The sequence below is a fragment of the Methanomicrobia archaeon genome (genome assembly GCA_016930255.1).
In the GTDB taxonomy this organism is placed as follows: domain Archaea; phylum Halobacteriota; class Syntropharchaeia; order Alkanophagales; family Methanospirareceae; genus JACGMN01.
In genome coordinates, this window is the sequence record JAFGHB010000022.1 from 55,593 (window position 1) to 74,179 (window position 18,587).

The 18,587-nt window shown below is 50.7% G+C and carries 20 protein-coding genes and 1 tRNA gene; 13 read left to right on the plus strand and 8 right to left on the minus strand.

The genetic code is table 11. The annotated features are described in order from the left end of the window. The first annotated feature begins 336 nt into the window (after positions 1-336). A complete protein-coding gene (locus JW878_03715; protein MBN1762176.1) occupies positions 337-720 on the plus strand; it encodes a hypothetical protein in 384 nt (127 codons plus the stop codon). Positions 721-937: 217 nt separating this feature from the next. Here the strand turns inward: JW878_03715 and JW878_03720 are convergent, their stop codons facing one another. After that, positions 938-1,099 carry a hypothetical protein gene (locus tag JW878_03720; GenBank protein MBN1762177.1) on the minus strand — a complete coding sequence of 54 codons (162 nt, stop codon included), beginning with the start codon at positions 1,097-1,099 and terminating at the stop codon, positions 938-940. Between the two features lie 414 nt (positions 1,100-1,513). Here JW878_03720 and JW878_03725 point away from each other — a divergent pair. The 3 genes from JW878_03725 to JW878_03735 all read left to right on the plus strand — a co-directional run bounded on the left by JW878_03725 (position 1,514) and on the right by JW878_03735 (position 3,177). Continuing rightward, positions 1,514-1,585, plus strand: a tRNA-His gene (locus tag JW878_03725). A gap of 272 nt (positions 1,586-1,857) precedes the next feature. After that, positions 1,858-2,067, plus strand: coding sequence for a hypothetical protein (locus tag JW878_03730; protein ID MBN1762178.1), 210 nt, complete (start codon positions 1,858-1,860; stop codon positions 2,065-2,067). A gap of 468 nt (positions 2,068-2,535) precedes the next feature. Beyond that, positions 2,536-3,177: a CDP-alcohol phosphatidyltransferase family protein gene (locus JW878_03735; protein ID MBN1762179.1), complete on the plus strand. Its 642-nt coding sequence runs from the start codon at positions 2,536-2,538 to the stop codon at positions 3,175-3,177. A 59-nt stretch (positions 3,178-3,236) separates the two neighbouring features. On the opposite strand, the gene purE is transcribed toward JW878_03735, so the two are convergent. From purE to JW878_03755, 4 genes are read right to left on the minus strand one after another with little or no spacing between them, the layout of a single operon-like run. Further along, a complete protein-coding gene (purE, locus tag JW878_03740) occupies positions 3,237-3,626 on the minus strand; it encodes a 5-(carboxyamino)imidazole ribonucleotide mutase (GenBank protein MBN1762180.1) in 390 nt (129 codons plus the stop codon). A 25-nt stretch (positions 3,627-3,651) separates the two neighbouring features. Then, the gene (locus JW878_03745) at positions 3,652-4,626 is read right to left on the minus strand and encodes a transcriptional regulator (GenBank protein ID MBN1762181.1); all 975 of its coding nucleotides are present in this window, start codon (positions 4,624-4,626) and stop codon (positions 3,652-3,654) included. Beyond that, positions 4,623-5,486 carry a pyrroline-5-carboxylate reductase gene (gene proC, locus JW878_03750; GenBank protein MBN1762182.1) on the minus strand — a complete coding sequence of 288 codons (864 nt, stop codon included), beginning with the start codon at positions 5,484-5,486 and terminating at the stop codon, positions 4,623-4,625. Before proC ends, JW878_03745 begins: the two co-directional genes overlap by 4 nt. Then, complete coding sequence (locus tag JW878_03755; protein MBN1762183.1) at positions 5,483-5,707, minus strand: LSM domain-containing protein; 225 nt, start codon at positions 5,705-5,707, stop codon at positions 5,483-5,485. The genes proC and JW878_03755 overlap by 4 nt, the downstream gene beginning before the upstream one ends. A gap of 49 nt (positions 5,708-5,756) precedes the next feature. Here JW878_03755 and JW878_03760 point away from each other — a divergent pair, with 49 nt between their 5' ends. From JW878_03760 to JW878_03795, 8 genes are all read left to right on the plus strand, one after another. After that, positions 5,757-7,058, plus strand: a complete 1,302-nt coding sequence (locus tag JW878_03760; protein MBN1762184.1) for a dihydroorotase family protein — start codon at positions 5,757-5,759, stop codon at positions 7,056-7,058. A gap of 90 nt (positions 7,059-7,148) precedes the next feature. Next, positions 7,149-7,697: a CDP-2,3-bis-(O-geranylgeranyl)-sn-glycerol synthase gene (locus JW878_03765; GenBank protein ID MBN1762185.1), complete on the plus strand. Its 549-nt coding sequence runs from the start codon at positions 7,149-7,151 to the stop codon at positions 7,695-7,697. A 113-nt stretch (positions 7,698-7,810) separates the two neighbouring features. After that, positions 7,811-9,070: a methanogenesis marker 15 protein gene (locus JW878_03770; GenBank protein MBN1762186.1), complete on the plus strand. Its 1,260-nt coding sequence runs from the start codon at positions 7,811-7,813 to the stop codon at positions 9,068-9,070. A gap of 4 nt (positions 9,071-9,074) precedes the next feature. Next, entirely contained in the window at positions 9,075-9,494 is a 420-nt protein-coding gene (gene tsaA, locus JW878_03775; protein MBN1762187.1) for a tRNA (N6-threonylcarbamoyladenosine(37)-N6)-methyltransferase TrmO, read from the plus strand. 26 nt (positions 9,495-9,520) lie between these two features. Then, positions 9,521-10,021 carry a M48 family metallopeptidase gene (locus JW878_03780; protein MBN1762188.1) on the plus strand — a complete coding sequence of 167 codons (501 nt, stop codon included), beginning with the start codon at positions 9,521-9,523 and terminating at the stop codon, positions 10,019-10,021. Positions 10,022-10,182: 161 nt separating this feature from the next. Beyond that, positions 10,183-11,751, plus strand: a complete 1,569-nt coding sequence (argH, locus tag JW878_03785) for an argininosuccinate lyase (protein MBN1762189.1) — start codon at positions 10,183-10,185, stop codon at positions 11,749-11,751. A 144-nt stretch (positions 11,752-11,895) separates the two neighbouring features. After that, positions 11,896-14,760 carry a DUF4062 domain-containing protein gene (locus tag JW878_03790; protein MBN1762190.1) on the plus strand — a complete coding sequence of 955 codons (2,865 nt, stop codon included), beginning with the start codon at positions 11,896-11,898 and terminating at the stop codon, positions 14,758-14,760. Between the two features lie 30 nt (positions 14,761-14,790). Then, entirely contained in the window at positions 14,791-15,138 is a 348-nt protein-coding gene (locus JW878_03795; protein ID MBN1762191.1) for a hypothetical protein, read from the plus strand. Between the two features lie 16 nt (positions 15,139-15,154). On the opposite strand, the gene JW878_03800 is transcribed toward JW878_03795, so the two are convergent. Further along, on the minus strand, positions 15,155-16,402 hold the full coding sequence (locus JW878_03800; protein ID MBN1762192.1) for a cofactor-independent phosphoglycerate mutase: 1,248 nt from the start codon (positions 16,400-16,402) through the stop codon (positions 15,155-15,157). A 68-nt stretch (positions 16,403-16,470) separates the two neighbouring features. On the opposite strand from JW878_03800, the gene JW878_03805 reads away from it, so the two are divergent. Beyond that, complete coding sequence (locus JW878_03805; GenBank protein MBN1762193.1) at positions 16,471-17,040, plus strand: CBS domain-containing protein; 570 nt, start codon at positions 16,471-16,473, stop codon at positions 17,038-17,040. Between the two features lie 17 nt (positions 17,041-17,057). Here the strand turns inward: JW878_03805 and radA are convergent, their stop codons facing one another. Together radA and JW878_03815 are read right to left on the minus strand one after the other, a co-directional pair. Further along, positions 17,058-18,008, minus strand: coding sequence for a DNA repair and recombination protein RadA (gene radA, locus JW878_03810; protein MBN1762194.1), 951 nt, complete (start codon positions 18,006-18,008; stop codon positions 17,058-17,060). A 71-nt stretch (positions 18,009-18,079) separates the two neighbouring features. Then, positions 18,080-18,580 carry a pyruvoyl-dependent arginine decarboxylase gene (locus JW878_03815; GenBank protein MBN1762195.1) on the minus strand — a complete coding sequence of 167 codons (501 nt, stop codon included), beginning with the start codon at positions 18,578-18,580 and terminating at the stop codon, positions 18,080-18,082. Positions 18,581-18,587: the final 7 nt, after the last annotated feature.

Here is an 18,587-nt window from a genome sequence, read left to right on the forward strand (position 1 = left end):
TTCTTGAGGATCCATTGCCATAAAAACCACCTCGTTATTTATTAGCCGAATACACTATTGTCTGGACGAACTATATATACTATGCGTTTTCCCTACAGCAGAGACTATTGGCGACCTCTCCCGATCTGAGTGAACGAAGTTCCGAGGAAAAACGTCAAATTGTGTCGTATCCGTATCCACATTCGCAGAACTCACAGCCGTTACAAAGGACTTTGGATAGCCCAATTCAGTAGTGTGGAACCGTGCATGAGGACGGGAATCCATGAGTGTCAGTACAGCTAGCGAAAAAATTTTAAGCTAATCCACATTGATTATTAACCGGAGGTGAAAAAGACGATGAGAAAAGCTGCAGTGTGTCTACTAGTCGTAGCAGCACTCATACTTGGTATGATCTTCGCGGGTTGTATCGAAGAAGATGAAACTCCTTCGCCCGTACCGTCAGAACAATACGACACACCCACGCCGGGAAGTCAGAATACGTTTAGCCTTGAAGAGGTCGCACAACACAATTCAGCTCAGGATTGTTGGATCGTGGTTCAGGGTAAGGTGTATAATGTCACCACTATACCCTGCCATGGTGGCGGTGGAGGGCCGTTACTACTCGAAAGTTGTGGAACAGATGCGACGGAACTATGGGAAACAAAGCCGGTTACGGAAGAACCGCACTCCCAGAGTGCCCAGGACATCTTGGATAATTACTATATCGGCGATTTAGAATAGCAACAAAAACAGCAAGTAGACCTCGAAAACCTCAGGCTAGAAAAGGCCACTCAAAGTTCAACGTCTCCACAATACCCACCTATACACGAATTTTCGATAGATAGTTAGTGCATAGTCTCACGTAAAGAACGGTGCAGGACGCTGCAGATCCAGAAGCAGAGGATGATGGATGCATGCGGGAGTACTGATTGTTTTGGAGCCGGAAACGGCCAAAAACTTATTCCTCCCTGGCTTTAAAGACGCCACAGCCGACATATTTCTGCTCGTACCAGATCGTCATATTCATTTTGGGGCAGAGATACCGCTCATTCTCTACTTTACTCTCGTCGAAATACGCGCACTTCCTGCATAAATCCTTCATTGTCGTTTCAACCCGCATGCTGAACCAACCGCCATTAGCCCTGCGTATAGATCTATATTCGCTTTGTACGTGAAAAACATTGCGGCGACTGCACTGCACTGTACATCCCTAAGCACGAGAGAGACGGATAGGTATGACCCACATTTTCACCACGTACTAACTAAACTACTGCTGACGAGTGCTGAGTGCCGCTTGCGCCCTTCATAACCCCCTCCCCGTCACAGACAGACCGTGGCGCAAAAGCGTCACCGCATAAAAGCATGAAGAAGGACAGGTGGTGGTTTCTTACTTTCACTGGCTGGTAACGGAGAAAAAAGCGTGTTCCGTCCAAAAGTCGGGAGCACCCCTGCAGCGAAACGGTAGTTAAAAGAAAAATAAATAGATAACCCCCAATAGTTTGTATTAGTGATTCCGTTATCTGATTGCAGGATGGCCGGGGTGTGGTAGAGGCTATCCCTGGGGACTGTGGATCCCTAGACCTGGGTTCGAATCCCAGCCCCGGCCCTTTTACAAGCAACTACTTTGAAACGGCGCGATGCAAGCTGCTCGTGCTCTGGCAGTTAAAGCTAGCCTTCTTTAAACGGAATACTCGAATGCCCGTTCTCCGAGACTATTTATGTTATTCTTCTTCCAAAGTCGCTTCGGTTCTCGGGTTTGAATAAAAGAGATAAATGTGGCAGAATACTTCCCATACTCCACACACACTAAAATCAAGCAAAAGCGATAAGTTTAAATATATAGTTGGAGATTCTTGTTTATATGGTGAAATTTGAAAAATGAAAACTGAAGAAGCGCGAACCGCACACGAGTACTTTATAGGATTATTCGCAGGATTATGGTCTGGAATTATAGTATCGGTGATTAATGTTATGGTGGAAAGGGAAGCTTCTATTTGGGTGGCTGTCCCAGTTGTGTTTGTGGCTGCTGTGATTATGGCGTTCATCGGATGGGGGATGGTTAAGTTTCTAATTCTGCGAGACCCTTAAGCACTTTCATCTCCATCATTTTGAAATAATAAATGCACCGTTAAACCCTAAGCATGGGCTAGTTCCTTAACCTTCTGAGCCGTATCCTCCCTAACCGTTAAGATCGCCCAGCCCTTCTCAGGCATACGTGACTTGTCGGTAAACGTCGGTATAAAATTGACTAGTCAAATATCTGCGTGGTTAGTCGTGAGTTCATAGAATACACGACAAAACGGGGAGCTTTGAAACCTTGTTTAGGATATAATAAACTGAAGATCCGTTCAATCCTTCTGAGGATTTTTCTAAAATTGGAGAAGTGCCAAAATTTGTAGCCAACCGCTATCCTTTGGTGCAACCTGTAAACGACAAATCTCACATGTGGGGAGGCGTTGCTTCGTTGATTCTTCAATCTTCTTGGCCAGGCTTTTCTTGCGCGTTCGCGGTAAAGCTTTTATTAACAGTTTTGCAAAGAAAAGATGAAGTGTTACGATGGCTCTTAATTTTCTCCTGCGTACTATTGTAGATAATTCCGGCTTCGTGAGGACGACAACGCGATTTTTCGCCAATCGAGGCATCTCGCCGAATGTGTTGTCCCTGCTCTCGCTCGTCTTTGCCGCGCTCGCCGGCTTACTATTCGGCTTATCCCGCACGAGCATGTCTTTCAACCTCTTTTTATTAGTCGCGGGCGTTTTTGTATGCCTGAATGCCGTTTTGGACGGTCTGGACGGACTTGTCGCGCGAGAGATCGGTAATGCAAGCAGAAAGGGCGATTTCCTTGACCATGTGGTCGACCGTTATTCAGACGTATTCATCATCGGCGGTATCGTCTTCGGCGGCTATGCAGGCTGGCAAATTGGCGTTGTCGCGATTATTGGCGTCTTGCTCTCTTCCTACATGGGCACACAGGCGCAGGCAGTCGGGCTGAGCAGGATGTACGGCGGACTGCTTGGCAGAGCGGACCGCATGATACTTATAATAGCTGCAACGGCGCTCACATTGGTCTATCCCTATCCGATTCCCGCGTCAGGACTCGTGAGCTTGTCCTTCCTCGGCTGGGCACTCCTCGTCTTTGCTCTTGTCTGCAACGCAACGGCGCTCCAGCGGTTCGTTTACACCTGGAGAAGGCTCTAACTCGATAACAGAATGCAAACTGTCAGCCAGCGCACCTAATTCCGTTCGGAGTGCCTTACCTACCGTGCACGCACTATCCGCACGGCGAGCACGGCCGCATTCGTGCCGTTGTCGATACCCACTACGCCTACCGGCACGCCCGGGGGCATTTGAACCATGGACAGGAGCGCATCCATGCCCCTTAACGGCCCGCTTACCGGAACGCCGATGACTGGCTTATCCGTTTTCGACGCGATGATCCCCGGCAAAGCCGCCGCGAGCCCTGCAATCGCTATGAATACCGCGACATCGCCGCTCTCCTTCAAATAGCAATCCAGCTCTTCTGGGTTCCGGTGCGCGGAGAGCACCTGCACATCGTAAGGAATGTTGTGCTCTTCCAATACCGCGATCGCTTTATCCGCCACCGCTTGATCGCTCTTCGAGCCCATTACGATAGCTACTTTAGTCATGATCTTTCGGATTGCGCATTTAGGTTTAGGCCTTTATCCGCTCCTCCATCACCTCGGTGAACTCTTCTGGATCCTTTATCCGTTTCAGCTCGTCTTTTCCGATTAACACGGTATCATCTATCTGCACGTATTTGACATTCCCGTTCACGACGAATACCGACTTCGTTCTCGTAACCTGCGATAAGCTGCTCACTATCCTCGCCCGTTTTATCATGCGCTCGGTATATTCGCTTACGCCGGTAAGGATCTTCGGACATTCGACTCGCGCTTTCGACGGCGGCTCAGGGAACGAAACAGCGCTAAAAGGAGCGTAAGACGTCGTAAAAATTTCAAAGCCGATCTCTTCCATCATACCCAAAATGCGCTTCTCCAAGCTCGAAATCGCTTCGTCCGCGCCCTCTTTTAATACCTCCGCGGAAGGTTCCTCTGATTCGGCATTTAAGAGCTCTAAAGGCACTATGAGTACGGTATCTAAGATCTCCTCGAGTTTCAGCGCGATGTCGATGGTCGTACTCATGCCGCCCTCTTCGTATTTGCTCACGCTCCTCCGCGAGATGCCTAATTCCGAGGCGATATCGCCCAGGGACAATTCCTTCTTCTCCCGCGCCGTCTTCATCGCTGCCCCGTCGATATTGACATACACGCCGCCGGTGGCCGAATAAACGTAGGGATCCACGCCCTCCACAAAGTAATCGTAAAGTGTATGCGGGTTTAAAGCAGGGATACCGTATCGATGATAGACCACATCGTCTTCCAGAAAGGACACGCCTTTTCGCTCGCCGATGACCAGCGGAGACGCGAGTAAGCAAAATGCCGCGCGTTTTATGCTCTTCGCTACGTCTTCGTTAAGGCCGTCTATATTACGCATTATCTTCGCCAGCAGGGTCACTTCGCTTCGTCGCGCCGCTAAATCGAAACTCCGCGCCTCACATCTCTGTGATACGATAAAGCCCGCATCCTGCAATATTCCCAATACCTGAGAGATCAGATCGTCCTTCATCTGGCCTTCAACGAGCTAGCTTTGTCCGAGGATGATAGTTCCCGTGCCCGCTTTGTTGCTTCACTTACCGCTTCCATCAGCGCTGCCTTTACACCGACCGTGTCCATCACACGAAGCCCGCGTATCGTCGTCCCACCGGGAGAAGCAGTCCGATGTGTTATCGAAGACGGCTCGTTACCTGCAAGGATCATCTTCGCAGCGCCCAGGGCGGTCTGGGCAGAGATCGAAAGCGCCACATCATAGGGCAAGCCCTCGTAGACGCCGCCTTCAGACATTGCCTCGATCACTGCGGCGAAGAAAGCGATGCCACTGCCGCTTAATCCCGTAACAATATCAAGATCGCTCTCTTTCAAGCTATAAACGGCACCGAGCGCACTGAAGATCTCCCGTGCGAGCTCCACATCCTCTTCTCCTGCGTACGCGCCTTTACAAATCGCCGTTACGGATTCACCCACGAGCACGCCGATATTCGGCATCACTCGGATTACCTTCTTGCCTGTGCCCAGGGCACTCTCGATCGCGTGCGTTGGTACGCCAGCAGCTACCGATATGATTATTTTACTCCCAGATATGAACGGTGCAATCTCCTCCACGACCCTCTGTACATCGTTTGGCTTAACGGCCAAAATGGTCACGTCTGATTGCTCCGCGACCTCGCCGTTGCTCTCGCAGACGACGACGCGCGATTCTGAGTCGCCCACAAAGGATTCGAGACTTGCCTTCCGTACGTCGCTGATAAAAATCCGCTCGTTCAATCCGCCGCCGTTATCAGCAGCAAGAAGCCCCCGCAGAATAGACGCCCCTATGTTGCCCACGCCGATAATGCCGATTTTCTTCCCCTCGACCACGCTCACGTTCATTCCTTCAATGGATTTATAAGCACAACATTATTGCCACGGAGTATAACAGAGCCCAGAGAGCGTTTCTTTTCGCCTTGCAAGATCTCGCTCGCACCGCTCAAATGCAGATTCAAATAGTCATCAACCGATGTCAGCACGCCCTCCAGCACGCACTGCTCACCCTTCATCTCTACGTGTATCTCTCTTCCCACCAGACTCTGAACTTTTTTGTTTGGAAACATAGCTTCAACTCCTCTTATCTTTTCTATTTTACTTCCTTATTTAAAAACCATGCTCCATGAGCTTGTGGTTACCGGTAAAATCGTAAATCCTGAAGGGATACACGAGGCTCAGATCGGCATTGACGGGGCGTTTATTACCGCGTTGAAAAAGCAGGGTTTACGCGGCGAGCGGGAAATAGACGCGCGGGGATGTCTCATCTTTCCGGGATTTATTGATATGCACGTGCATTTACGGGAAGACGGCAGTCACAAGTGGGGTTACAAGGAAGATTTCACGTCGGGCACTGCGGCTGCGCTTCACGGCGGTGTAACGACCGTCGTTGACATGCCCAACACCCCGTTGCCCGGCATAACTGCCGAGCGGATACGAGAGAAGAAGGAACTCGCTCGCACAAAGTCGAAAGGCTTGCTTGACATTCTTTTCTGCGGTGCTGTAGCAGAATCCAATCTGAAGACGCTTGCGGATATGCAAGAAGACGTTGTAGCATATAAGATCTACCTTGCCAGGACGGGCGGGTTATACATAGATGAGAAAACGTTACCACACGCACTTACGGCGGTAGAAGCGACTTCTAAACCCGCCGTCATCCATTGTGAAGACCAGCATATCATAGACCGTAAGCAAGAAGAATCGCGATCACGAGGCGGCGGTGGGAAGAACCATGGGGAACTCCATTCAGAGCTAAGACCCGCGGAAGCTGAGTTGTCCGCGGTCAGAAACGTTTTATCCGCCGCTTCTACTGCACGAGAATTTAAAATAAGCATCGCACACATCTCCGTTTCCGAGACCGTAAGCCTCCTGAGGCAACACAAAAACGTGCACGGCGAGGTCACGCCGCATCACTTGTTCTTCACCAGAGACGATCTATTGTCGAAGAAGGCGTTTTTAAAGACGAATCCACCGCTGCGAACGGAAGCGAACAGGCAGCGACTGCTGACTGCATTCAAAGCGGGCGCAATCGATTTCTTAGCGACCGATCACGCACCGCACACGCAGGAGGAGAAGGCACACGACATCTTAGATGCGCCTGCCGGCGTTCCACATTTGGATACGTACGGTAATTTCGTGTCATGGTTGATTGCGCGTTGCGATGTCTCGCCAACTCTCATGGCACGCGTCTGCTCGTTCAATCCTGCGCGCTTTCTGGGCTTGAACGATAGAGGCAGGATAGAAGTAGGTAAGCGGGCGAATCTGACCATCCTGGATTTACAGAAGCCCGTTAAAATCAGCAGTGATCGGTTATATACAAAATGCGGGTGGTCGCCGTTTGAAGGGTACGAGTTTCCGGGTGCGGTGCGGCATACCATTTCCAGTGGCGTCGTTGCGACCGAATACGATGAAGTCTTTTGACGTATCTATCCTATCGCTCCAGCGTAAAAGCATAAAAATTGCTAGAGGTTTGTTTACTATGACTAAGGTACACACGAGTAACGTACTACTATGAGCGCTATTATAGTGACCATTGTTGCTGCACTCTGGCTGATGCTGCCGGCGTACGTAACGAATTCGAGCGCGGCGTTCTTTGGCGGCAAGACGCCCATTGACCGGGGCATGTATTGGGGTACGAGCAGGTTACTGGGTGATGGCAAGACGTATGAAGGCCTCGTAAAGGGCATCGCGTGCGGCATCCTCGTCGGCATCGTTCAGACCCTTTTTGCGGGCACTTATGTGGATATGCCTTCTTTCGGTACCTTTCCGTTCTTTTTCGTGACACTCATCTGCCTGTCGGCAGGAGCCATGCTTGGCGATCTGCTCGGTAGTTTTGCAAAACGGCGAGTCGGGCTGAAACGAGGTGCGTCTCTACCGCTGGTGGATCAGCTCGATTTCGTGGTTGGCGCCTGGCTGCTTTTGTTCCTCTTCGCCCGCACGTGGTTTCGTAACGCCTTCTCACTGGAGGTGATCATTGTGGTGGTTCTTATCACCCCGCTCTTGCATCTGCTTACCAATTACATCGGCTTCAAGATAGGAAGGAAGCAAGTTCCGTGGTGAATCGACGAACGGTGCTAAAAACCGTCGCGTCATTGGACGCGACGATATTAAACGGCCGCCGGTGAAAAAAGCGCAATGTTTAATTAGAAGGTCGGCATACATCTTTTACAATTATGGGTAAGACGAAGAAGGCCGAAGGCGAGGAGGAAGGAATAAGGATAGCCCAGGTTTCGTGTGGCACACTCTACGGTAATGTGCAGCACGAGATAGAGAAGGCTGCAGCGGAAGTGGGTGCAGAGCTCTTCGTGCCCGAAATTGATCTGGATTATCTCAAGGCAAAGGTGGACGAATTCGGTTACGACATGAAGACGAGCCTGGGTTTGAGTGTCGCGTTAGCGCGTGGCTTCGCCGTTGCGGAAGGTCTGAGCGATGCGGACGCGGTATTTCTGGCGGGCTGTCACAAATGTCCGCGCGGGGCTGTTATTCGGACGGAGATCAGGAAGATCATACAAGAAAAGACCCGCTTGCCCATCGTTATGTATCCGTTTTCAGAACGGACAAAGGCAGGGGAGCTGTTGACGCGAATGGAGGCGCTGGTGACGATTGTGAGACGGAGATGGATACTGGAGCGCACGGTGCAGGAGGGCCTTACCGCGGGCATTGATTCCGGCTCGACAACGACAAAGGCAGCGATCATGCAGGACAACGAGGTGCTGGGAGCGACGTGGTCACCTTCACGGGACGTGATAAAGACTGCGGAGAAAGTATTCGAGAAGGCGCTGGAGATCGCAGGCGTGAAACGCGGGGATATAGAAGCGCTGGGGACCACCGGTTACGGTCGGCACCCGTTAGGAGAGCATTTCAAGGCGGATCTGGTGCAAGAGGAGCTGACCGTGAACTCGAAGGCCGCAATGTATCTTGCGGGCATCGAGAAGGGAGAAGCTATGATCATCGACATCGGCGGCATGGACAATAAGATAATTACCGCTTATGATGGCATTCCTGATAACTTCACGATGGGCGGGATATGCGCTGGTGCTTCAGGAAGATTCCTGGAGATGGTCGCACGTCGACTGGGCGTCGACGTGGTCGAGATGGGTAAGTTAGCGTTAAAGGGCGACCCGAATAGAATAAAGACAGACAGTTACTGCATCGTGTTCGGCATTCAGGATCTTGTATCCGCGTTATCAAGCGGCGCGCGCAAAGAAGACGTGGCGGCTGCAGCGTGCCACTCGGTCGTGGAGCAGGTGAAGGAGCAGTTATTACAGGAGATTGACCTCAGGCAGCCCGCGATAGAGGTTGGCGGGACTTCGTTGGTGGAGGGCGTGCCGGTAGCGATGAACGACGTTCTGGGCTTTGAAGTAATTGTGCCGCAGTATCCGCAGTATATCGGTGCCGTGGGCGGGGCGCTGCTCTCGTCGTCCTTTAGGTGACGCGATGTTGCGATTTATCGGTGTGGTAGAGAAAGCGAACGAAAAAGGAGTTTCGCAGATACGAATTTTCGACGAGTTTCGTGACGGTTTGGAAGGATTAGATAGCTACTCGCATATAATCGTCCTCTATTGGTTCCATTTACGCGATACCGAGGAGGAGCGAAGCGTGCTCAAAGTAGTCCCGCGGCGACATTCGGGCGCGCCAGAAGTGGGCGTCTTCACCTCCAGGAGCCCAAGCAGACCGAATCCGATAGGGTTATGTGTGGTGAAGCTGGTGAGGCTGAAGGGGGCTGTTTTGTCGGTGAAAGGGCTCGATGCGTTTGAAGACACGCCGATAATCGACATCAAGCCGTACAATTCACGGGCGGATTCGGTTCCCGATGCCGTGGTTCCACCGTGGGCACTTCGTGGTCCCAAAACATGAGGGATTAGTTCGTGGAGAGCAGTGGAATGGACGTTAAGATCGTTCGCAGTCAGAGGCGGAAGAAGACAATCAGTGCACACGAAGTAGATGGTGAAATCCACTTATATCTGCCGATGGGGCTCTCACGCGCGGAAGAAGACAAGTACGTGCTGTGGGCGGAGAAGCGTTTTGAAGCACAGCGTCGTAAAAAGGAACTCAGAGCAAACAACGCTGACGCCGAACTGAAAAAACGCGCTCAGGCACTCAACAAGCGGTATTTCAGCGGCGAACTCACGTGGGAACGAATATGCTACACGACCGGGCAGAATGGAAGCACGTTTGGGATTTGCAACACGAAGAACAGAACGATCAGGATTTCGGATCGTTTACTGCAGATGCCGACGTTCGTGCATGACTACGTCGTGGTGCACGAGCTCGCGCACTTGCACGTGCCGAGACACGGACCTGAGTTCTGGGTGCTCGTCAATCGATATCCGAAAACGGAGCGTGCGCGCGGCTATTTAATGGCGGTTGGCATGACCGATTGAGATGAATGCATGAATGGTGGAGTCCTCAAACTTAAAAAGTACTTTTAAAGTATCATGTAGATATACATAAAGTTTATGCTCTGATTTAATGATCGTGAACGTAAGATCATTGAGAAGGGAGAAGCAGAGGCGAAAGAGAGGAACGGAAGAAGGAGAAGAAAATGAGAAAGAAAGAAGGGTATAAAGATGATTTCATTTTATCATTGGAAGCCGATAGGTGGCTCTTTCATGCGGATCTCCTCGTTGACAAGGCGCACGTGGTGATGCTAAAGGAGAGGGGGATCATAAAGAAGGAGGGCGCGGCTATTCTGAACTGCTTAGTGGATATAGAGGAGCGCAGCGAGGATTTTATCGAGCACGAGCTTCCCAAATACGAGGATGTGCACACGGCGATCGAATCGGTGGTGATACGGGAGATAGGCGCGGACGTCGGCGGGCGGATGCATACCGGGCGGTCGCGCAATGACGAAGTGGCGACGTGCATACGCATAGCGCTCCGTGCTGAGCTGTTCGAGCTGCTGGAGGCGGTGAACGACTTGCGAAGCGCGTTACTCGATAAAGCGGATAAGAATGTCAATACGCTCATGCCGGGCTACACGCATTTGCAGCATGCACAACCAACCACCTTCGCACACTACGCGTTGGCGCACGCCGATGCGTTCGCTCGCGATTTCGCACGGCTCATAACCGCATACGAGCGTACGAACGTCAGTCCCCTGGGTGCCGCCGCATTTGCCTCGACGGGTTTTCCGATCGATCGGGATCAAACGGCGAAGCTGCTCGGGTTCGATTCCGTGCTGGAACACTCGATGGATGCTGTATCCACACGCGATTTCGTCATTGAGTCGATTGCGTGCTTCTCCAATCTGATGACCAACCTGAGCAGACTGGCGGAAGAGCTTATACTCTGGAGCACGTCCGAGTTCGATCTCATCCGCGTTCCTGAGGACTATGCGACGGGAAGCTCGATCATGCCGCAGAAACGGAACCAGGACTACGCAGAACTGGTACGTGCGCGAGCAGGCACGGTCCACGGCTGTTTGCTGAGCGTGCTTTCGATCTGCAAAGCGTTACCCTATTCGTATAATCGGGATTTACAGGAAGTGACGCCGCACCTGCTGCGCGCCGTGAAGACCACGACCGCGTCGGTAGCCGTAATGAAGAGCATGATCCAAGGCCTGGAAGTGAAGCAGGAGGCGCTGGAGAAGCAGGCGTCACGCGGCTTCACCACGGCAACCGAGCTGGCGGATACGATTGTTCGAGAGACCGGCACGCCGTTCAGAACCGCGCATAAAATCGTCGCTTCGTTAGCTTCCGTTCTGACGGAAGAGAACTGGGGAGTGCTGACCGATAAGGAGGCTGAGAAAGCGTTCGTGGCTGAAATCATTCGGATGATAGACGATATCGCTCTGGAGATCACCGGTGAGAAGCTGAGCGAGAAGAAGGGACTGACGGAGAAGAAAGTAGCGGAAGCGCTGAACATCGCGTCGAACGTGCAGAAACGGCGCGTGAAAGGGGGACCCGCGAAGAAAGAAGTGCAGCGGATGCTCGGCAAGCGGAAAGCGGATCTGGAGAGGGACGAGAAGGAGCGGCAGGAGAAGGAGGAGCGGGTGAAGAAGAGCCTGGACGAGCTGGACCGCGAGGTGAAGCGGAAGAAGCGCGTTATTACCGTGATACGAAAGCCGAATCCGAACGTCGTCGTCGAACGCATAAAAGAGATGCGAAAATGAGCTAGATAGATGGGAATGAAAATTTTTCTGAGTTCTACTTACTGAACTCAGATATATTAGTCTTTTATTTATCATCTAGTATACTAAGTTAGTTTACCCGCATGTGTTCGATTATGGTCAAAACTTACGGAAGAGTATTTGGAGATGAGTACATACACTAATACTGGAAGCGGATCTGAAAAGCGAATCGTGGAAAAGCTTCAGAACGTACGAATCTTTGTAGCTTCGCCGGGTGACGTAGCAGAAGAGCGAGAACAGTTGCGAAAGGTTGCTGATAAACTAAACCATTCAATCACGCATGAACTGGGATTCAACTTAGAAGTCGTAGGATGGGAAACTCATGTTATTCCCGAAATGGGTGACCGACCGCAGGCAATCATAAATAAACAGATTGACCCGTACGATGTTTTTGTTGGCATCATGTGGAAGAGGTTTGGAACACCTACTGGCGAAGCGGAATCGGGAACTGAGGAAGAGTTCAATATCGCTTTTGAATGCCGCAAAAAGTTTGGTATCCCTTGCATCATGTTTTACTTTAACCAAGAGCCATTCATGCCTCGAACTCAGCATGAGATAAAGCAGTTAGAGAAAGTGATAGAATTTCGAGAGCGTCTGTCTCAAGAAGGGTTAATTTGGGAGTATACAGGAGCCGAGAGGTTTAAAGATATTGTTGATACACATTTGTCGAAACTTATTGTTCAGTGGAGCAAAAGAGAGGAAGAAGAGACTTCTAAACCTAAAAAAGAACAAGTGCTTGAACCATATTTCGCCCAGCCATACGCATTGCAGGAGAACTTCGTGGGCAGGCAAAAAGAGCGGGAGTTGCTCTCGGAATGGTTAGAGCAGGATCCTACGTCTATGCTGGCATTAGTAGCGATTGGCGGTATGGGCAAATCAGCTTTGTCGTGGTACTGGCTTAACGAAGATGTACTGGGAAAAGGCAAGCAATTCGACGGAGTTGTCTGGTGGTCTTTTTATGATAAAGAAGCGAGTTTTGAAAGGTTTTTAGACAATTCCATACGTTACGCCAGTAGACAGGCGATTGACCCCAAAGAGCTAGAATCAATGTGGGATAAGATGCGCGTATTTTTCAAATTATACGGAGAGAGCAATTACCTTGTGGTCCTCGACGGCGTAGAGCGGTTGCTTAGGGCATATGCCGGCTTGGGATCACCTTATCAGGGAGAGGCTGTAAAGGAGGATGAAAAACAGGAATTCCGTGCCTGTATTGATCCAAATGTAGCGAAATTTCTTCAATGGCTTTCTGCGGGTTATCCTCAGACTAAAAGCCTTATTACAACACGTCTCTTTCCTAAAGAACTTGAGGGTATTGCTGGATGCCGATATGTAAATCTGGAACGGATGATTAACGAAGATGCCGTCGAATTTTTCCACCGTCAGGGCGTTACCGGCGCACGGGCGGAAATTGAAACGGCTTGTGGTAGCGTTGATTATCTTCCTCTTTCTCTCCGACTGCTTTCTGGTATGATTGCGAGCGACCCCAAAAATCCAGGGGATATACAGGAATGGCGGAAATACAACCCATTGCCTGAATTGAAAGGTAAAGAAGGACACCACATCTTAGATCTCGCTTATAATTCTCTGGATGAACAAAAGCAGAAGTTTATCAGCAGACTTGCGGCGTTCAGAAACCCGATGGATTACGATGCGGTTTCTATTTTCAACGAGTTTGGCACTGAGGAAAAATTTAATGAGGTTCTGCGTGAACTCGTGGAAAGGGGTTTAATATTCAGAGACGAGAAAAGCAATAAATTCGATTTGCATCCGATTGTGCGAAGATACTGCTACGAGCGATTAAAAAATAAAGAAAGCATCCATTCAGTGCTCATGGATTATTTTGCTTATATCCCAGCACCAGAAAAAGTCGAATCAGTGGACGACTTGGCACCAGTTATCGAGCTGTATCACCATACGGTAAGTACAGGCAAGTATGACGAAGCTATTGATTTATTTGGCAACAGGCTTGCAGCGCCGTTATTTTATGTATTTGGTGCATATCAAGCAAGAATAGAACTGCTTCGTGCGCTCTTTCCTGATGGCGAGGATAAACCACCAAGATTGAAAGATGAATCTACTCAAGCATGGACGCTGCAAGCACTTGCAAATAGTTACTTAATGTCGGGTCAGCCTAAAAAAGCCCTCAGAATTTTAGAAACTGCTATTGACCTTGATAAAAAAATTGGAGGGATGAATTGGAAAAAAGTTGGTCTGAATATTCTTGCCTGGATTCAAATGCAAATCGGGGAACTTGACCTTGCTGAAACAAATCTCAAAAAACAAATTGAATTCTGCCGCGAAATCAAAGACATAATTAGAGAAGCGGTTGGTCATGCGGAATTAGGCCGATTGTTTGCCTATGAGGGCGAATTCGCGGAATCTCAAGAAGAATTGAATCGAGCACAAAAAGGCGTTGATGATTTTAGGGAAAAAGGAGGAAGAACAGGGTATATTTCAGTTGTTAGAGCGTACAAATCCATCCGTTCCATTTTTATGTTTAACGCCGACGAGGCTATGAAAGCAGCCAAAAAAGCCCGTGAACTTGCTGTGATTGACTACACAGAACGAGATGTCATCCAAGCAGAATGCCTCCTCGGAGCCTCCTACTTGATGCAAGAGAATTTAACAGAAGCCGAGCAGCATCTATCCGACGCTCTTACGAGAGACCGAAAAATCAATCTCGTGGAATTAGAGCCTGATATTCTGCTGGAGTTTGCTAAACTCAGGTTTAAACAGAATTACAAGAAAGAAGCGCTGGAAAAGGCGGAAGAAGCGCTGCAGATCGCGGACCGTTGCGAGTACCGGCTGAAGCAGGCTGATATTCACAACTTTTTGGCGGCGTTCTATCTGGATGCCGGTGAGGTGGAGAAGGCGAAAGAGCATGCAGAAAAAGCAAAGGAAAGGGCGGAGTGTGGCTACGTTCCAGCGTTAAAGAAGGCGGAGAAGCTTTTCAAAGAGATCGAACAAAGAAGTAAAGTAAATAAGGGATAAGGAAACAAATCCTTAGAAGAGAGAAAGAAAATGAAAACCAAACGAATCGCAATCGCGACCGTGATAGGATTCTTGTGCGGGCTGTTCTGCGCGTACGGGACGATCTTGATCGCAGCATCGAAACCGTCGCTTGTTGTTACCACCGGGCTGCTGGCCGTGGTCGTGTATAATCGCGTGCTCATCGGTCTGTTCGTTGGCCTCGGCGATGACATTCCGTTGCATCCCGTGCTGAGAGGTGCGTTGATCGGCGTCATTATCAGTCTCGCAATGGCGCTCATGAACATGATCGATGTCGGTATAAGTGACGGTGCAGCCTTTATCGGATTCGGCATCGTCTACGGCATCATCGCGGATGTCGTGGCCACGAAGTTCGCCTGAAGGGATACAGAAACCCTTATTTCAGCCGGAAGAACAACCGCATCAACTCTTGCGAGCGTGCATCGAGTACCTTTTCCGCACGCTTCTGCGCAGACTGTTCGTCAAACCGACCTTCCTTCTTCTGCTCCTGCGGATCAAGGGAATCGTATATGGCAAACGGCACGGGCTCTCGCGTATGCGTGCCCACGGACACCGGCGTGTAATGGTCCGGCATGACCAGGATCCGGTAGCCCTCAGTTTCTGCATAGTTTTCGTTCAAGCCGCTGAGAACGGTGCCGACCACCAACTCATCGAACTCTTCGATCGCGTTCACTTTCAGATCGATATCGCCGAGATGCCCGGCTTCGTCCGGCGCCTCGACATGTACGAGCACGAAATCATTATCCGCCAGGCTGCGTAGCGCGTACTCCGCCTTGCCGGTATAATTCGTGTCCAGATAACCCGTAGCGCCCGGCACATCAATCGCATCCAGTCCGGCACACCGCCCAATGCCTTTTATCAGGTCCACGCCCGAGATCACCGAGCCCCGCTGCACGCCGTACAGCGCGCTAAACGACGGCATCTGCGGCTTCTCACCACCGCTCCAGAGCCAGACCATATTCGCCTTCTTTTCGCCGCGTGCCGCACGCTTAACGTTGACCTCATGGTTCTCTAAAACGTCCTTCGAAGCGAGCATGACCGCTCGTAAAATCGCCTCTTTCGGGAGGTACGCTTCGATACGCTCGCCCACGATATCGTGTGGTGGTGCGCACCCGATCTCCTTCTCTTCCTGAAAAGCAAAATCGTTCGGCTTGGATTCGAGCACAAAAATGTTCCGGTAGCTCACGCCGGCATAAAAGGTAAATTCCCAGCCCTCATCAAGCCACTTACCGCGAAGTGCCGCATTGAGCGCCGCTATTAAACCCCGCGCCTCTTCGGTTGTTACGTGCCCGCCACTGAAATCCGCTAAAATGCCGTTGCGCTCGGTGATTAGATTACAGCGAAAGGCAATATCGCCGGCTTCGAGCGGAATCCGCAGTGCCATCGCCTCTAACGGACCCCTCCCGGTATGATATCTCGCAGGGTCATACCCAAGAATCGAGAGGGTGGCTATATCGCTCCCGGCGGTCATTCCCGCTGGAATCGTCTGCACCAACCCACAGGTACCTGCCGCCGCGATGTGATCGAGATTGGGTGTGGAGGCAAGTTGCAGTGCCGTCTTGTTACCACGCTCGGGAATCGGATAATCAGCCATGCCGTCCCCTATTAAAAGTACATACTTCATGCTCATACCTCAGCAGTATCTCTATTTGTTTTTAAAGCATACGTTCAACTTATAATTGTTGAGGAGACATGGAGACCGATATACCACTGAGAGATGTAATGGTACAGGAGGTCGTACGGGGGGAGAGAGATCTAACCGTACTGGAAGCGGCGAAGCTGATGAGGAAGTATAAGGTGGACAGTATCATAGTGCTCGATCACGGCGAGCCGGTGGGAATCGTTACCGAAGGCGATATCATCAGCGGCGTGGTGAGTCAAGATCTCAAGCCGAGCACGAGGAAACTGAATGACATAATGACGTCACCCTTGGTAACCGCATCTCCTAACGACCGCGTCTCAGCCATAGCGCGGAAAATGGCGAAGGAACGGATAAGGAAGATACCCGTAATCGAAGCCGGTAAGCTCGTGGGCATCGTTGCCGATGTCGATATTCTCTCTGTTTCGTCCCAGATGAATTCGATCCAGGCAGAATTGCTAGAGATGAGTATGGAACGAGAAGAACTGGAATTAGAGGACGAGAGTGTCGGGCAGGGACTCTGCGAGAAATGCGGGAGCTTCTCGAATTACCTGGTAATGAAAAGCGGGCTCATGGTCTGTGATACGTGTAAAGAGGAGTTAGAAATGGAAGGGTTGGATTAAGTAAGTACGCTAGCTAGCTAGTCCCCGATTCCCGCCTTGGTCACAGAGAACACCGCCTCGGCTTCCGGAAGATTCGGTGAATCAACTAAGCGTGCTATTCGCTTCTCTCCTTTTGACTTACGCAGGTATAACCTGAACGTCACGGTATGGCCGAGCACATGGCCGCCGATGGGCCGTGTCGGGTCGCCGAAGAAGGCGTCCGGTCTCACCTGTACCTGATTCGTTATCATTATCACCGCGTTATTAAGGTCCCCAAACCGCAAAGCGTCGTGCAGATGCTTGTTTATCTTCTGCTGACGGTCCGCTAACGTGCCTCTGCCGACATACTCACTCCTGAAATGGGCTGTTGCCGAGTCTATTATCAGTAACCGCACGGGCTTTTCCGTCTCTTTCAACTCCCCTGCGAGCTGTTCCGCCTTATCCACCAGCAGTATCTGATGATTCGAGTTGTATGCGCGTGCGATGTGTATGTTCTTGAGAACCTCATCGAAATCGAGTTCTACCGCTTCAGCCATATCCTTTATCCGTTCCGGCCTGAAGGTATTCTCGGTATCAATTATTATGACCGAGCCGTTTAATCCGCCCTTATCCAGTGGTAACTGCACGTTCACGGCGAGCTGATGCGCTATCTGCGTCTTGCCACTGCCGAATTCGCCATAAAACTCGGTTATCGATCGCGTCTCGATACCGCCGCCTAATAATGTATCCAGCGATTGCGATCCCGACGTGAGCTTGCCGACCTCCTGCCGGCGCTCTAATATCTTATCTCCGGTCTCAAACCCGCCGATGTCCGCAGCCTCTCGCGCGGCATTGATTATCTTCGCTGCAGTCGCTTCACCGATCTCCGCAGCGGCCACCAACTCGGCAGGAGATGCCACCGCTATCGCCTCTAACGAATTATAACCACCATCACGTAACTTCTCCGCAATTGCAGGTCCAACACCGGGTAATTCCTCTAAATCCACGATTATTCACCTCTTCGGTACTAAAACGATGACTAATTATACACCGTTATTTGAGCACTTAAACCTTTCGCACCTCAGAATACAAACACCAGTACTACGACGACCGAGCCGAATTTCCCCTTCTCTACCTCTACCGACTCCACCAACAACGCCTCTTCAAGTATGTTCATATCGCGAATCGTAGCCATCGTCTGTAACTTCTCCTGCACCTTCTCCGCCAGATATTCTCGTGCATGATGCCCATGATGCTCGCAGATGATGCCGAACTCTCTTTGCGCTCTACCGCCTTCTGTTTTTGCGCCTAACCAGCCGTAGCCGACACCTGCGCCAATGACTTCGCCCGACTTGCCATCTGCTCGTGAGAGCACGCAGAACGTTATGCTTCCCGGAGTTATTGTCACGTTACGTCGTTCCGTAACCTCTGCATTCGCCGGCAGGATAGACGAGACCTCGACCAGATTGCATTCGCTTATCCCTGCATCCCGCAACGCGAGATCGAACGCGTTCGCTTGCTCCTTGTCCATACCCACACCGGACGTAACGAAGAACGCTGTGGGTACCATGTGTCCATCCATTTTTTTC

Coding starts and splice junctions, on each gene's coding strand:
- JW878_03715 (MBN1762176.1), top strand. CDS start 337: ATGAGAAAAGCTGCAGTGTGTCTACTAGTCGTAGCAGCACTCATACTT.
- JW878_03720 (MBN1762177.1), bottom strand. CDS start 1,099: ATGCGGGTTGAAACGACAATGAAGGATTTATGCAGGAAGTGCGCGTAT.
- JW878_03730 (MBN1762178.1), top strand. CDS start 1,858: ATGAAAACTGAAGAAGCGCGAACCGCACACGAGTACTTTATAGGATTA.
- JW878_03735 (MBN1762179.1), top strand. CDS start 2,536: ATGGCTCTTAATTTTCTCCTGCGTACTATTGTAGATAATTCCGGCTTC.
- purE (MBN1762180.1), bottom strand. CDS start 3,626: ATGACTAAAGTAGCTATCGTAATGGGCTCGAAGAGCGATCAAGCGGTG.
- JW878_03745 (MBN1762181.1), bottom strand. CDS start 4,626: ATGAAGGACGATCTGATCTCTCAGGTATTGGGAATATTGCAGGATGCG.
- proC (MBN1762182.1), bottom strand. CDS start 5,486: ATGAACGTGAGCGTGGTCGAGGGGAAGAAAATCGGCATTATCGGCGTG.
- JW878_03755 (MBN1762183.1), bottom strand. CDS start 5,707: ATGTTTCCAAACAAAAAAGTTCAGAGTCTGGTGGGAAGAGAGATACAC.
- JW878_03760 (MBN1762184.1), top strand. CDS start 5,757: ATGCTCCATGAGCTTGTGGTTACCGGTAAAATCGTAAATCCTGAAGGG.
- JW878_03765 (MBN1762185.1), top strand. CDS start 7,149: ATGAGCGCTATTATAGTGACCATTGTTGCTGCACTCTGGCTGATGCTG.
- JW878_03770 (MBN1762186.1), top strand. CDS start 7,811: ATGGGTAAGACGAAGAAGGCCGAAGGCGAGGAGGAAGGAATAAGGATA.
- tsaA (MBN1762187.1), top strand. CDS start 9,075: ATGTTGCGATTTATCGGTGTGGTAGAGAAAGCGAACGAAAAAGGAGTT.
- JW878_03780 (MBN1762188.1), top strand. CDS start 9,521: ATGGACGTTAAGATCGTTCGCAGTCAGAGGCGGAAGAAGACAATCAGT.
- argH (MBN1762189.1), top strand. CDS start 10,183: ATGAGAAAGAAAGAAGGGTATAAAGATGATTTCATTTTATCATTGGAA.
- JW878_03790 (MBN1762190.1), top strand. CDS start 11,896: ATGAGTACATACACTAATACTGGAAGCGGATCTGAAAAGCGAATCGTG.
- JW878_03795 (MBN1762191.1), top strand. CDS start 14,791: ATGAAAACCAAACGAATCGCAATCGCGACCGTGATAGGATTCTTGTGC.
- JW878_03800 (MBN1762192.1), bottom strand. CDS start 16,402: ATGAAGTATGTACTTTTAATAGGGGACGGCATGGCTGATTATCCGATT.
- JW878_03805 (MBN1762193.1), top strand. CDS start 16,471: ATGGAGACCGATATACCACTGAGAGATGTAATGGTACAGGAGGTCGTA.
- JW878_03815 (MBN1762195.1), bottom strand. CDS start 18,580: ATGGATGGACACATGGTACCCACAGCGTTCTTCGTTACGTCCGGTGTG.